The sequence below is a fragment of the Bradyrhizobium sp. B039 genome, assembly GCF_038965675.1.
Lineage (GTDB): Bacteria > Pseudomonadota > Alphaproteobacteria > Rhizobiales > Xanthobacteraceae > Bradyrhizobium > Bradyrhizobium diazoefficiens.
The window spans coordinates 8502240-8515851 of sequence record NZ_CP152416.1 but is presented as its reverse complement, the minus strand read 5'-3'; the positions used below and the strand labels follow the sequence as shown (position 1 = coordinate 8515851).

12 protein-coding genes are annotated in these 13612 nt (G+C 64.9%); 4 read left to right on the top strand and 8 right to left on the bottom strand.

Annotated features, from left to right (window positions below; all coding sequences use genetic code 11):
- Positions 1 to 345: 345 nt before the first annotated feature.
- Positions 346 to 852 (bottom strand): MarR family transcriptional regulator, encoded by a 507-nt coding sequence (locus tag AAFG50_RS40235; RefSeq protein ID WP_028172704.1) that lies wholly within the window; start codon positions 850 to 852, stop codon positions 346 to 348.
- 83 nt (positions 853 to 935) lie between these two features.
- On the opposite strand from AAFG50_RS40235, the gene AAFG50_RS40230 reads away from it, so the two are divergent.
- The 3 genes from AAFG50_RS40230 to AAFG50_RS40220 are packed head-to-tail and all read left to right on the top strand — an operon-like array spanning position 936 to position 3744.
- Complete coding sequence (locus AAFG50_RS40230; RefSeq protein ID WP_028172705.1) at positions 936 to 2144, top strand: cytochrome P450; 1209 nt, start codon at positions 936 to 938, stop codon at positions 2142 to 2144.
- Positions 2145 to 2156: 12 nt separating this feature from the next.
- Positions 2157 to 2480: a 2Fe-2S iron-sulfur cluster-binding protein gene (locus AAFG50_RS40225; protein WP_028172706.1), complete on the top strand. Its 324-nt coding sequence runs from the start codon at positions 2157 to 2159 to the stop codon at positions 2478 to 2480.
- 52 nt (positions 2481 to 2532) lie between these two features.
- Entirely contained in the window at positions 2533 to 3744 is a 1212-nt protein-coding gene (locus AAFG50_RS40220) for an ABC transporter substrate-binding protein (RefSeq protein ID WP_028172707.1), read from the top strand.
- 290 nt (positions 3745 to 4034) lie between these two features.
- Here AAFG50_RS40220 and AAFG50_RS40215 read toward each other — a convergent pair whose 3' ends face one another.
- Positions 4035 to 5300 (bottom strand): NAD(P)/FAD-dependent oxidoreductase, encoded by a 1266-nt coding sequence (locus tag AAFG50_RS40215; RefSeq protein WP_028172708.1) that lies wholly within the window; start codon positions 5298 to 5300, stop codon positions 4035 to 4037.
- Between the two features lie 300 nt (positions 5301 to 5600).
- Between AAFG50_RS40215 and AAFG50_RS40210 the strand changes: the two genes are divergently transcribed.
- On the top strand, positions 5601 to 6773 hold the full coding sequence (locus AAFG50_RS40210) for an ABC transporter substrate-binding protein (RefSeq protein ID WP_028172709.1): 1173 nt from the start codon (positions 5601 to 5603) through the stop codon (positions 6771 to 6773).
- Positions 6774 to 7074: 301 nt separating this feature from the next.
- Here AAFG50_RS40210 and AAFG50_RS40205 read toward each other — a convergent pair whose 3' ends face one another.
- The 6 genes from AAFG50_RS40205 to AAFG50_RS40180 form a co-directional block, all read right to left on the bottom strand.
- A complete protein-coding gene (locus AAFG50_RS40205; protein WP_028172710.1) occupies positions 7075 to 8946 on the bottom strand; it encodes a sugar phosphate isomerase/epimerase and 4-hydroxyphenylpyruvate domain-containing protein in 1872 nt (623 codons plus the stop codon).
- A complete protein-coding gene (locus AAFG50_RS40200) occupies positions 8943 to 9680 on the bottom strand; it encodes an ABC transporter ATP-binding protein (protein WP_028172711.1) in 738 nt (245 codons plus the stop codon). Before AAFG50_RS40200 ends, AAFG50_RS40205 begins: the two co-directional genes overlap by 4 nt.
- 11 nt (positions 9681 to 9691) lie before the next feature.
- Positions 9692 to 10435, bottom strand: coding sequence for an ABC transporter ATP-binding protein (locus AAFG50_RS40195; RefSeq protein WP_028172712.1), 744 nt, complete (start codon positions 10433 to 10435; stop codon positions 9692 to 9694).
- Complete coding sequence (locus tag AAFG50_RS40190) at positions 10432 to 11430, bottom strand: branched-chain amino acid ABC transporter permease (protein WP_011083876.1); 999 nt, start codon at positions 11428 to 11430, stop codon at positions 10432 to 10434. Before AAFG50_RS40190 ends, AAFG50_RS40195 begins: the two co-directional genes overlap by 4 nt.
- Entirely contained in the window at positions 11427 to 12302 is an 876-nt protein-coding gene (locus AAFG50_RS40185; RefSeq protein WP_028172713.1) for a branched-chain amino acid ABC transporter permease, read from the bottom strand. Before AAFG50_RS40185 ends, AAFG50_RS40190 begins: the two co-directional genes overlap by 4 nt.
- 161 nt (positions 12303 to 12463) lie before the next feature.
- Positions 12464 to 13594 carry an ABC transporter substrate-binding protein gene (locus AAFG50_RS40180; RefSeq protein ID WP_011083878.1) on the bottom strand — a complete coding sequence of 377 codons (1131 nt, stop codon included), beginning with the start codon at positions 13592 to 13594 and terminating at the stop codon, positions 12464 to 12466.
- Positions 13595 to 13612 lie beyond the last annotated feature (18 nt).

The following is a 13612-nucleotide window of genomic DNA, read 5'->3' as shown; positions in this document are numbered from 1 at the left end:
CGTCTCGCCGTCATTCCGGGGCGCGCCTCTTGGCCCGAACCCGGAATCCGTTTCACTGCAGGGGCTGTTGCACGATGGATTCCGGGTTCGCGCTACGCGCGCCCCGGAATGACGAGCTGAGTGTGAGACAGACTGCCCATAGGCCAGCCAACCTGCCGCAATATCCTGCCAGATTCTTTTGTTGCCTAAGCAACTAATTTGTGCGAACCGTTCCGGACAAGGATGACGGTGGACGAACCGCCGCGCCTGATCTCGGAGGAAACGATGCTCGGCAGGAATGGTGCCGCGGGCAAATGCCGGCGCATGCCTGAAAGCGGCGATGCGGCGCGCTTCACGCGCGGTGCGTCAGGCGGTGCTGCTGCCCGTCACCGCGCCGAGATTTTCGTGCAGCCGGCGGAGCAGATCGATCAGCACCTCGCGCTCGTCCTTGCTCAGGCAGGACAGCAGGCGCCGTTCGCGCTCGAACGCTGCGACGATCACCTTGTCATGGGTGGCGCGTCCTCTCGCCGTCAGCGCGATCGAATGGGTGCGACCGTCATTCGGGTCGGTGCGGATCGACACCAGCCCGCGCTTCTCGAGGCCGGCAAGCGTCCGGCTCACCGGCCCCTTGTCGAAGCCGATGACGTGGCAGATGCGCGAGGCGGGAATGCCGGGCTCGATCGCCAGCAGCGACATGATCCGCCATTCCGTGACGTTGACGCCGAACTCGCGCTGGTAGAGCGCGGTCGCGCTGTTCGAGAGCTTGTTGGCGATGAAGGTGATGAACGCCGGGACGTAACGATCGAGATCGAGCGTCGGCCCGGTCTCGGCGGGCGCGGGCTTTTGGCGGGCTCTGGTCGAAGACGTCGGCATATCGGGCTTTTGACTCGCGTGGTGCCCGGAGACCTAAGGGCAAGCGCGGCCCTTTCACAAGATCAAAATGAGGGAGGACTTCCATGAGCGTACCCGGCTCCGCCGCATCAGGCGTCCCGCATCTCGACGTCGATCCCTTCGACATGAATTTTTTTGCCGACCCCTATCCCACGCACGAGCTGCTGCGGGAGGCGGGGCCGGTGGTCTATCTCGACAAGTGGAACGTCTATGGCGTGGCGCGCTATGCCGAGGTCCACGCCGTGCTGAACGATCCCGCGACGTTCTGCTCCAGCCGCGGCGTCGGCCTCTCCGATTTCAAGAAGGAGACGCCGTGGCGGCCGCCGAGCCTGATCCTCGAGGCCGATCCGCCCGCGCACACCCGGACCCGCGCCGTGCTGTCAAAGGTGCTGTCGCCGACGGTGATGAAGCAGGTGCGCGACCGCTTTGCCGCGGCGGCCGAGGGGCGGGTGGACGCGTTGATCGAAAAGCGCAGCTTCGATGCGATCGCCGACCTCGCCGAGGCCTATCCGCTCTCGATCTTCCCGGATGCGCTCGGGCTGAAATCCGAGGGGCGCGAGCATCTGATTCCCTACGCGAGCGTCGTGTTCAACGCGTTCGGGCCGCCCAACCAGCTGCGCCAGGAGGCGATCGCGCGCTCGACGCCACACCAAGCCTATGTCGCCGAGCAATGCCAGCGCGAGAACCTCGCGCCCGGCGGGTTTGGTGCCTGCATTCATGCCCAGGTCGACGAGGGCGCCATCACGGCGACCGAAGCGCCGCTGCTGGTGCGCTCGCTGCTGTCGGCCGGCCTCGACACCACCGTCAACGGCATCGGCGCGGCCGTCTATTGCCTCGCGCGCTTTCCGGAGCAATGGCAGCGCCTGCGCGGCGATCTCTCACTCGCGCGCAGCGCCTTCGAGGAAGCGGTTCGTTTCGAAAGCCCGGTGCAGACCTTCTTCCGCACCACCACACGTGAGGTCGAACTGTCGGGCGCGACGATCGGCGAAGGTGAGAAGGTGCTGATGTTTCTCGCCGCCGCCAATCGCGATCCGCGCCGCTGGGACAAGCCCGACAGCTATGACGTCACCCGCCGCTCGTCCGGCCATGTCGGATTCGGCTCCGGCATCCACATGTGCGTCGGCCAGCTCGTCGCGCGCCTCGAAGGCGAAGTGATGCTGACGGCGCTGGCGCGGCGCATCGCGAAGATCGAGATCACGGGCGAGCCGAAACGCCGCTTCAACAACACGCTGCGCGGGCTCGACAGCCTGCCGGTCACTATCACCCCGGCCTGACGAGGAGCCTCGATGCCTGCCATTACTTTCATTCGTGCCGACGGCAAGTCCGATCGTGTCGAAACGTCAGCCGACGAAAGCGCCATGCAGGCCGCGACCCGCCATGGCCTCGACGGCATCCTGGCCGAGTGCGGCGGCAATGCCATGTGCGCGACCTGCCACGTCTATGTCGATGAAGCCTGGCTCGCGCGCCTGCCCGCGATGGCAGATGACGAAGACGCGCTGCTCGACGGCACCGCCGCCGAGCGGCTGCCGAACAGCCGGCTGTCCTGCCAGATCATGATCACGCCCGCGCTCGACGGGCTCGTGCTGAGACTGCCGGAACGACAGGTCTGAATTCCAAACGTGCCGGCGACGACCGGCGCGACACACATAAGGGGAGGGAACAATGAAACACCTGAAATGGACGCTCGCGCTGGCCGCAAGCCTCGTGAGCGGCGCAGCAAGCGGCGAAATCTCCGACAATGTCGTGCGCATCGGCGTGCTCAACGACATCTCCGGCATCTTCCAGGACACCAACGGCATGGGCTCGGTCGAAGCCGCGCGCATGGCGGCCGAGGATTTCAACGGCGGGGGTAAGAACATCAAGGTCGAGATCGTCTATGCCGACCACCAGAACAAGGCCGATGTCGGCAATGCGATTGCGCGCAAATGGCTCGATGTCGAGGGCGTCGATGCCATCGTCGACGTGCCGAATTCTGCGGTCGGCCTCTCCATCAACACGCTGCTGCGCGACAGCCGCATGACTTTCCTGGCGTCGTCCACGGCGAGCTCGGATCTGACCGGCAAGGCCTGCTCGCCCAACACCATCCAGTGGGTCAACGACACCTGGGCGACCGGCAACACCACGGCGGCCGCGATGGTGTCGCGCGGCGGCAAGGACTGGTACTTCCTCACGGTCGATTTCGCGCTCGGCAAGGGTATCGAGGCCGAAGCGCAGAAATATATCGAGGCGCATGGCGGCAAAGTGATCGGCTCCTCCAAGCACCCGCTCGGCACGTCTGACTTTGCCTCCTTCCTGTTGCAGGCGCAGAGCTCGAAGGCGCAGGTGATCGGCCTTGCCAATGCCGGCGGCGACACCATCAATGTGGTGAAGCAGGCCGCCGAGTTCGGCATTCAGCAAAGCGGGCAGAAGCTCGTCGCCTTCCTGCTCTTCATCAACGACGTCCACGGCATGGGCATCAAGGTCGCGCAGGGGCTCCAGCTCATGGAAGCCTTCTACTGGGACATGAACGACGACACCCGCGCGTTTGCCAAGCGCTTCGGTGCGCGGCCGGGGATGAACGGCAAGATGCCGAGCGGAAACCAAGCCGGCGTCTATGCCTCCACGCTCGCTTATCTCAACGCGGTTGCCGCCACCGGCAGCGACAATGCGAAGGACGCCGTGCCCGAGATGAAGAAGTTCAGGGGCAAGGACAAACTATTCGGCGACACCGCCATCCGTCAGGACGGCCGCGTCGTGCATCCCATGTATCTGTTCGAGGTGAAGAGGCCGGAGGAGTCAAAATACCCTTACGACTATTACAAGCTGGTCTCGACGATTCCGGCGGAGCAGGCGTTTCGCCCGCTTGCGGAGGGCGGGTGCGAGTTGGTGAAGTAATTGCTCTTTGCCTCTCCCCGCTTGCGGGGAGAGGCCGGATTGCATCGAAGATGCAATCCGGGTGAGGGGGTGCTTCCGCGAGTCACATGTCCGCGGGAACGACGATCTTTCAACGCGTCATTGCGAGCGCAGCGAAGCAACCCAGAATTCCTCCGCGGGAAGACCTGGATTGCTTCGCGGCGCTCGCAATGACGGTGGGGGAGCATCGAAGGATTCGACTCCTACTGTCCCCGCGGAGACTCCCCCTCACCCCCGACCCTCTCCCCGCAAGCGGGGAGAGGGAGAAGCCGTCACCCCACCACCTTGCTCGATCCCTGCGTAATCAGCCTCGCCGCGCGCTGATCTCGCGCGTAGATCCAGAGCCAGCTCAGGGCGACGCTGAGGCGGTGGCGGAGGCCGATCAGGAAGTAGATGTGGGCGATGCCCCAGATCCACCACGCGATGGTGCCGCGCAGCTTGATGCGGCCGAAATCGATCACCGCGAGGCGCTTGCCGATCTGCGCGAGGCTGCCAGAGTGCTTGTAGCGGAACGCTCCCTTCGTCTCTCCGCGCAGGCGCGCCTTGACGGTCTCGGCGACGTGCCGCCCCTGCTGTTTGGCGGCGGGCGCGATTCCGGGCACCGGCTTGCCCTCCCAGGCACTGATCGTCACGGTGTCGCCGATGGCAAAGATCTCGGGATGGCCGGGGATCGTCAGGTCGGCCTCGACCTGCACACGGCCGGCGCGATCAGCCGGCACGCCCAGCCATTCGGCGGCGGGCGAGGCGCGCACGCCCGCGGCCCAGATCTTGGTCTTCGCGTCCAGGCGCGTGCCGCCATAGACCACGCCGTCGCGGTCGATCTCGGTGACGGGCTGGCCGAGCACGACCTCGACGCCGATCTTCTCCAGCGACGCCTGTGCATAGGCCGAGAGCTCGTCGGCGAAGCCTGCGAGCACGCGCGGCCCCGCCTCGATCAGCACCACGCGCGCCTTGGTCGTATCGATGTTGCGGAAATCTTCCGGCAGGGTGTGATGCGCCATTTCGGCGATGGTGCCGGCGAGCTCGACGCCGGTGGGGCCGGCGCCGACGATGACGAAGGTCAGCCGCGCCGCGCGCTTGGCCGGATCGGTCTCGCGCTCGGCGCGCTCGAACGCCACCAGGATATGCCGGCGCAGCGTGGTCGCGTCCTCCAGCGTCTTCAGGCCGGGCGCGAACTGCTCCCATTCGTCATGGCCGAAATAGGCGTGACGCGCACCGGTGGCGAGCACCAGCGTGTCGTAGGGCACCTCGCTGCCGTCGTCGATCAGCACGCAGCGCCTGTTAGCATCGACGCCGCTGACCGTCGCGAACAGCGTCGTCACCTCGCGCCGGTCGCGCATGAGATGGCGGACCGGCCAGGCGATCTCGCTGGTCGCAAGCGATGCGGTCGCGACCTGGTAGAGCAGCGGCTGGAACAGATGATGGTTGCGGCGGTCGATCAGCGTGATGTCGACCGGGGCGCCCGCCAGCCGGTAGGTCGCCTCCAGCCCGCCGAAGCCGGCGCCGACGATGACGACACGATGGGGTGTGGTGGTCATGATGCGCCCTCGACTCTTGCTGCTTCTCCGCTTCATTTAAGTGCGGAAAGTGACCCGCGGTCCAATAGCCGTCATCAATCGCGGAATAGGCTGGGCGTATCGTCGTGCCGCGAAAAAGCGCCGCAGCCTCCACCGAAGTGAGTAGAATTATATTTCTTGCCATCGCCGATGGGGGCGAAATATGGTGCAGGGACGGGTGCTGAGCCATTGGCGGCTCGACAGATTTTGCGTTCAATAGAGACAGGCCCCGGGGCGGCGATCACCCCGTTTCCGGGATCAATAATAAGGAGGGGAGTGGTTATGAGGACGGCATTCTGGCTGGCGGGCGCAGCGGCGCTGGTGCTGGCAAATCCGGCATTCGCCGGCGACACCATCAAGATCGGTTTCGTCTCGACCTTCAGCGGCCCGACCGCCGTGATCGGCAACGACATGCGCAACTCGTTCGAGCTGGCGCTGGATCATCTCGGCCGCAAGATGGACGGCAAGCCGGTCGAGGTGATCTACGAGGACGACGGCCAGAAGCCCGATGTCGGCAAGCAGAAGACCGAGAAGCTGGTGCAGTCCGACAAGGTCGATTTCATCGTCGGCTATATCTGGTCGAACGTGCTGCTGGCTTCCTTGAAGACCGCGGTGGACTCGCAGACCTTCCTGATCTCGGCCAATGCCGGCCCGTCGCAGCTCGCCGGCGAGCTCTGCTCACCTTACGTGTTCTCGACCTCCTGGCAGAACGACCAGACGCCGCAGGCCATGGGCCTCTACATGAACCAGAAGGGCGTCAAGAGCGTCTTCCTGATCGGGCCGAACTACGCGGCCGGCAAGGACATGCTCGCGGGCCTCAAGAACACCTTCAAGGGTGAGATCAAGGGCGAAGAATACACGGTCTGGCCGAGCCAGCTCGACTTCTCCGCCGAGCTCTCCAAGGCCCGCGCTTCCGGCGCCGAGTCGATCTTCGTGTTCTACCCCGGTGCCGCCGGCGTGCAGTTCCTCAATCAATATACCCAGGCCGGCCTGAAGAGCACGATGCCGCTCTACACCGCCTTCACCGTCGACGAGCTGTCGTTGCCGCTCCAGAAGGAGAACGCGTTAGGGGTTCCCGGCGCGCAGCAGTGGGTGAACGACCTGCCCAACGAGCAGAACAAGCGCTTCGTTGCCGACTACCGCAAGAAGTACCCCAATCTGCGTCCGACCTATTACGGCGCCCAGACCTACGACGCCGCCCAGCTCATCAACAGCGCCGTCGTCGCGGTGAAGGGCGACACCAGCAAGAAGGACGCGATGAAGGCCGAGATGGAGAAGGCCAACTTCAAGTCGCTGCGCGGTGCGTTCAAGTACGGCAACAACCACATCCCGGTGCAGAGCTTCTATCTCCAGGACGTGGTCAAGGACGCCGATGGCCAGCTCGCGCTGAAGACGGTCGCCACCATCGTCGAGAACGACCAGGATCGCTTCCATCAGAAGTGCGCGATGAAGTGAGCTGGTTGGGCGAGCTCTCTCCTCTCCCTCTCCCCGTTGTTACGGGGAGAGGGGCGGGGTGAGGGGCTGTCTCCGCGAGGACGGAGCGAGTCGAATTCCTCGAAATTCCCCACATCGTCATTGCGAGCGCAGCCAGAGCCTTTCCGCGGAGGGATTCTGGATTGCTTCGCTGCGCTGGCAACGACGTATTGAGAGAGTGGTGCTCCCGATTGTCATGTCTCTCGCGGAGACTCCCCCTCACCCGGAATCCGCGCTACGCGCGAATTCCGGCCTCTCCCCGCGAGCGGGGAGAGGTGAAGAGCTACACCCGCGGCATGCTCGCGGGCCGCACTTCGCGTGATTGCGCCGCGAGCCTGATCCCGGCATTGGCCGCGCCGAAGCCCTGATAATTCCTTCGTTCGACGATCTCAAAGAAGAAGCGCTCGTCGAAGATGTGGGTGTAGACTTGGAAGAACTCGCCGTCGCCCTCGCGGTCGTAGAGGATGTGGTTGGCGCGCAGCTGCGCCATCAGGTCGGGCGCGAGGTCGTATTTGGCTTCGATGTCGTCGTAGTAATTGTCGGGAATATCCAGAAAGCCCGCGCCGCGGGCGCGCATCGCGGCGACCGCTGCAAAGATGTCCCGGCAGGCAAACGCGACGTGCTGCACGCCCGAGCCGAAGAACTCCGAGATGAAGCGGGCCGGCAGGGTGCGGTTGGCGGAGGAGCCGTTGAGCACGAAACGCAGGCTCTGGTCGCCGTTGATGATGGCCTGGCTCTGCACGAGGCCCCTGGGATCGGCGATCTCCATCTGCGGCAGGCGCTTGAGGTCGAGGATGCCGGTGTAGAACAGCAGCCAGGACAGCATCTCGTCATAGGGCATCGACTGCGCGATATGGTCGACGGCGAGCAACGCGTCCGCGCTCGCCTCGCTCGCAACCGGTTCGAAATCGGTGTCCCAGTTCTTGCCGGCCTGATCGAGGAAATAAAGCAGGCTGCCGCCGACGCCGTGGATCGCGGGAATCTCCAGCTCGCCCGGCCCGACCGGCTGATAGAAGGTGCGCGCCTTCAATGCCTCGGCGCGCTGCATGGCAAGGCCCGCATTGTCGACGTCGAGCGCGATGGCGCAGACGCCGGGGCCATGCGTGACGTAGTGCGAATGCGCAAAGCCGTCGGTCTCGCAATTGATGACGAGCTCGACCTTGCCCTGCGACCAGCGCTCCACCGCCTTGCTGCGATGCTTGCCGGTCTTGCGGAATCCGAGCTGCGACAACAGGCGGGCGAGTTCGCCGGCCTTGGTCTCGTTGACGGCGAACTCGATGAAGCCGGTGCCGTGACTTTTGGCCTTCGGCGCCAGTGGTTCGCTGACGAGCTTCGGCCAATCCGGTGCAAGCTGGTCCTCCAGCAGGATCAGCGACCGCAGGCCGTCGATCGCGGTCTGGGCCGCCGAGCCGGCGCGGAACTGGTCGTTGAAAATCTCCAGCGACAGCGGTCCGGCATAGCCGGTCGCCGCGACCGCCGCCATGAATTCGCCGACCGGCAGGTCGCCCTGGCCTGGAAACGAGCGGAAGTGCCGGCTCCAGGACAAAATGTCGAGCTCGAGCTTCGGCGCGTCGGCGAGCTGCACCAGAAAGATCTTGTCGCCGGGGATCGAGGCCATCGCGCGGACCGGAAAGCCCGGGGCGAGTGCATGAAAACTGTCGAGGATGACGCCGATCGCGGGATGATCGGCGCGCCGCACGATCTCCCAGGCATCGCGGTAGTCGTTGACGTGCCGTCCCCAGGCCAACGCCTCGTAGCCGACGCGCAAGCCCCGCTTGGCCGCGCGATCGCCGAGCTCGCGAAAATCGTCCGCGGCGCGGTCGATGCCGCCGAGCGAGCTGGGGGAGACGTTGGAGCAGATCAGCAGCAGGTCGGTGCCGAGCTCCTGCATCAAGTCGAACTTGCGCTCGGCGCGGGCAAAGTTGCGCGCGCGCTGCGGCTCCGGCATGCCCTCGAAATCGCGGAACGGCTGGAACGCGCAGATCTTGAGGTTGAGATCGCGGCAGAGCTTTGCGATGTCGCGCGGGCCCGCGCCGAACGACAGCAGGTCGTTCTCGAAGATCTCGACCTCGTCGAAGCCGGCGGCTGTGATGGCGCGCAGCTTTTCGTCCAGCGCCCCTGAGAGAGAGACGGTCGCGATCGAGCGCTTGTTCATGCTGCTGTCTCCTCCATGGCTCCCCCGAGGAAGAGCTGGCCGATGCGGGGGTCGTTCAGGATGCGCTTCGCGCCGTCGACCATGCGGGTCTGGCCGAGCTCGAGCACGATGCCGATATCGGAGATCTCCAGCGCCGAGCGCGCGTTCTGCTCGATCATCAGGATAGTGACGCCGCGGTCGCGCAGGCTCTTGAGGATGTCGAAGGTCTGCTGCACCATCAGCGGCGACAGGCCGATCGAGGGCTCGTCGATCAGCACGAGCTTCGGCTCGAGCAGCAGCGAGCGGGCGATCTCGAGCTGCTTCTGCTCACCGCCCGAGAGCGTCGATGCCTGCTGTGCCGACTTGCGACGGAGCGCCGGAAACAGGTCGAGTGCCGCCTCGATCCGCTTGGGCAGGTCGAGACCCTTTCCGGCGGCGACGCCGCCGAGCTCGACATTGTGGCGCACCGACAGCTCGGGGAAGATGTTGCGGCCCTGCGGAACGTAGCAGATACCGGCATTGAGCAGCGCGCGCTGGCTTAAGTTCGTGACGTCGCGACCGGCAAAACTGACCTTGCCCTCGCGCAGCCTAAGCAGGCCGAAGATCGCCTTGAACACGGTCGACTTACCGGCGCCGTTGGGGCCGATGATGGTGGTGATGGTGGCCTGCGGAACGGAAAACGTCGTGCCGTTCAGGATCGTCATCTTGCCGTAGCCGCCGACGAGATTGTGAACCGAGAGGATCGGGTCGCTCATGGCTCGTGCCCTCAATGTCCCAGATAAGCTTCGATCACGGCCGGGTTCTTGCGGACCTCGTCCGGCCGTCCCATCGCCAGCACCTTGCCTTCCGCCATCACCATCACGCGCGAGCACAGCGTCATCACGAACTCCATGTTGTGCTCGATCACGACGAAGGTCGCGTTCTTCTCGCGGTTGATCGCGACCAGCCGGTCCTTCAGGTCCGCCAGCATCGACGGGTTGACGCCGCCGGCGGGCTCGTCGAGCAGCACGAGGCGCGGGCCGCCCATGAAAGCCATGGCGGCATCGAGCAGCTTCTGCTGGCCGTAGGAGAGGCCGCCGGCAGGTTCAGCCGCGAGGTGATCGAGCTTGAAGAAGCCGATCATCTGGTTGGCGGCCTCCGTCAGCCCGGCATCGGAGCGGCCGACCAGGCGCGAGGCCATGTTGCCCTGGTGCTCTTGTCCCGCGAGGATCAAATTCTCGCGCACCGACAGTTTTGGAAACACCTGCAAGAGCTGGAAGGTGCGGCTGACACCGAGCTTGTTGAGCTCGGAGGGGCGCATCCCCGTGACCACCTTGCCGTCGAGCTTCACTTCGCCGCCTGATGGCGTGAGCTGGCCGAGAATGCAGTTGAATAGCGTGGACTTGCCGCAGCCGTTCGGTCCGATCAGACCGAGGATCTCGCCCTCGCGCACGTCGAAGCTGACGTCGGCGACGGCGCTGATGCCGCCAAAATTCTTCTTGATGTTGGTGACTTCGAGGACCGCACTCATTGCACCGTCTCCAGCCGGGATTTTGCCACGGCGCGCAGCGCGGAAGCCGCCTTGGTGCGGCGCTCGGCGAGATAGCGGTCGAGGATTCCCAAAATGCCGGTCGGCGACCAGATCAGCAGCAGCATCACCGCGATCGCATAGAGCATCAGGTAATACCCTTCCGTGAAGCGCAGCCATTCCGGCAGCAGCACCGCGATCATCGCACCCAGGAAGGGACCGAAATAGAAGCCGGCGCCGCCGACGATCACCATCATCAGGAGATCGAGCGAGAGCGACAGGTTGAACGGCACCGGATCGATATATTGCGTCAGCGGCGCGTAGAGCGCGCCGGCAACGCCGCCAAGCGCCGAGCCGATCGCAAACGCCATCAGCGTGTAGCGCCTTGTGTCGATGCCGAGCGATTGCGCGCGCAGCGGGTTTTCGCGCAGCGCCATGAAGGCGCGGCCCCAGGGCGAGCGGATCAGCCACCACACCGCGAGCGAGACGATCGCGAGCGAGCCGAGGCAGACATAGTAGAAGGGCAGCGGCTTGTTGGTCGCGATTCCGAAGAAATGCGGGCGCGGAATGTTGGAGATGCCGTAGATGCCGCCCGTCAGCCAGCTCTCGTTGCGGAACACCAGAAAGGCCAATGTCGAGAAGGCGAGCGTGACGAAAGCGAGGTAGTGGTGCTGCACGCGCAGCGCGGGATAGCCGAGCACCCAGCCGACGCCGAAGCTCAAGACGATCGCAACCAGGATCGCGACCGGCAGCGGCCAGCCATGGGTGGTCATGATCGCCGCCGCATAGGCGCCGATGCCGACGAAGGCGCCCTGGGCAAGCGAGACCTGGCCGGCATAGCCGAGCGTGAGGTTGAGGCCCATCGCGGCGATGGTCATCACCGCCCACTGGCTCAGGATGAACAGGCCGTAGCGGTTGAAGTTCATGGGGACGATGATCAGGCCGGCGATGACGATGAGGCCGAGCGCGATCTTCAGGGGTTTGCCAAAGCTGCTCATACCGTGCGCTCCTCGGCGCGGCCGAGCAGTCCTTGCGGCCGGAACAGGATGACGACGATCAGGAAGATCAGCGGCACGGCCGCGCGGTATTGCGTCGAGACGTAGCTTGCCGCGAGATTGTCGAGCACGCCGATCAACAGGCCGCCCGCGATCGCGCCGCGCACCTGGTTGAAGCCGCCGACGATCGCCGCGATGAAGGCGGCCTGGCCCAGCACCTCGCCGGACGAGAATTTTGCCAGATAGATTGGCGTGATCAGCAGCGAGGCCAGCGCGACCAGGAAGGCGTTGATCAGGAAGGTCAACAGGATCATGCGCTCCACGGGCACGCCGATGATGCGCGCCACCGTCGGGTTCTGCGCCGCCGCCTGCATCTGGTGGCCGAGCGAGGTGCGGTTGAGGAGCGAGGTCAGGCCGAAGACTGCAAGAATGGCGACGACGAGGACGCCGATGCTTTGCAGCGAGACGGCGTGGCCGAGGATGGAGATATCGCCGGTCGGCACGATCGAGGGGAATGGCGAGGCCTCCGCGCTGAAGAACTGCTTCACCGATTCCTTGATGCCGATCGCCAGCGCCATGGTCGCGATCGCCAGCGGCAGCACGCCATGGCGCATCATCGGATCGACCAGCAGCATCTTGAAGGCGAGGCCGAGCAGGATCATCGAGAGCAAGATGCCGAGGATGATCGCGAGCCAGAACGGCGCGCCGGCATGCATCGTCGCGAGCATCAGGAACGCCGGCAGCATCACGAACTCGCCCTGCGCGAAATTGATGGTCTGCGAGGTCTGCCACAGCAGCGTGAAGCCGACCGCGACCAGCGCGTAGATGGCGCCGGTGGCAACTCCTGCGACCAGAAGATCGAACAGATTGGACATTTTCCCCTCTCTCCTCTCCCTCTCCCCGCTTGCGGGGAGAGGGTCGGGGTGAGGGGGAGTCTCCGCGAAGTCAGTGACAGTTGGACTCGCGGAAGCTCCCCCTCACCCGCCGCGCTTCGCGCGTCGGCCTCTCCCCGCGTGCGGGGAGAGGCAAAGAAGCCTCACTTCACCTTCGGCAGCACCTGCTTCACCACCTGCTTGCCTTCGACCACTTCGACCAGAAAACTCTGGCGGTCGATGTCGCCGGTCTCGCTGAAGGTGACGTCCATCAGGATGCCCGGCTCGTCGGCGGCCTTGATGGTCAGGCCATGCAGCGTGTCGGCGAACGCCTTGGAATCGACCTTGCCCATCTTTTCGGTGGTGGCCTTCACCATGTAGACGGCGAGGTAGCCCTTCAGGCCGTTGTGGTCCGGCACGTAATTGTACTTCTTGGAAAACTTCTCGCGGAACGCCTTGATCAGGTCGACCGGTGCGTCCGTGGTGAGGCCGACATGGCCGCGCGCGCCGTTGGCGGCATCGCCGGCAAGCTCGATCACCTTCTGGCCGATCAGCGTGGTCTCGCCCATCAGCGGCGCGGTGACGCCCTGGCGCTTCAGCTCTTTCAGGATGCGCGCGCTCTCTTCCTCGTTGAGATAGACGAACACGGCATCGGGATTGGCGGACTTGATCTTGCCGACGTCGGCGGCGAAGTCGGCCTGGCCTGCTTCGGTGGAGAGATCGGCGACGACCTTGGAGCCGAGCCGGTCGAGCTCCTTCACGACGACGTCGCGTCCGCCGCGGCCGAAGTCGTTGTTGACCCAGACCACCGCGACCGACTTCGCCTTCATCTCGTCGTGGATGTATTTCGCGACCTTCGGCATCGAGGATTGCTGGCCGAACGAGGTGCGGAACAGGAACTTGTTGCCGGCTTGCGTCAGCTCGGCGGCTTCGCCGCCCATGATCTGCGCGATGCCGGCTTCGGCCGCGAGCGGTGCGGTGACCTTCACCGAGCCGGAATAGCCGGGTCCGAGCAGCACATAGGGCTCGGCATCGAGTGCCTTCTGCACTTGCGCGCGGGCAACGCCCGGATTGGATTGCGAGTCGGCATGGGTGACCTCGAGCTTGCGGCCGAGCACGCCGCCCTTGGCGTTGATCTCCTCGATCGCGAGGTCGATGCCGTTCTTCCAGTTGGTGCCGACGGTGGCGCCGCCGCCCGACAGCTCGGCGACGTCGGCGAGCTTGATCGCCTGTGCGTGGACGCTGGTTGCAGTCGCGAAGGCAAGCAGGGCGCCTGCCAGAATAGTCGATTTCATCGTCTCTCCTCCCGTTCC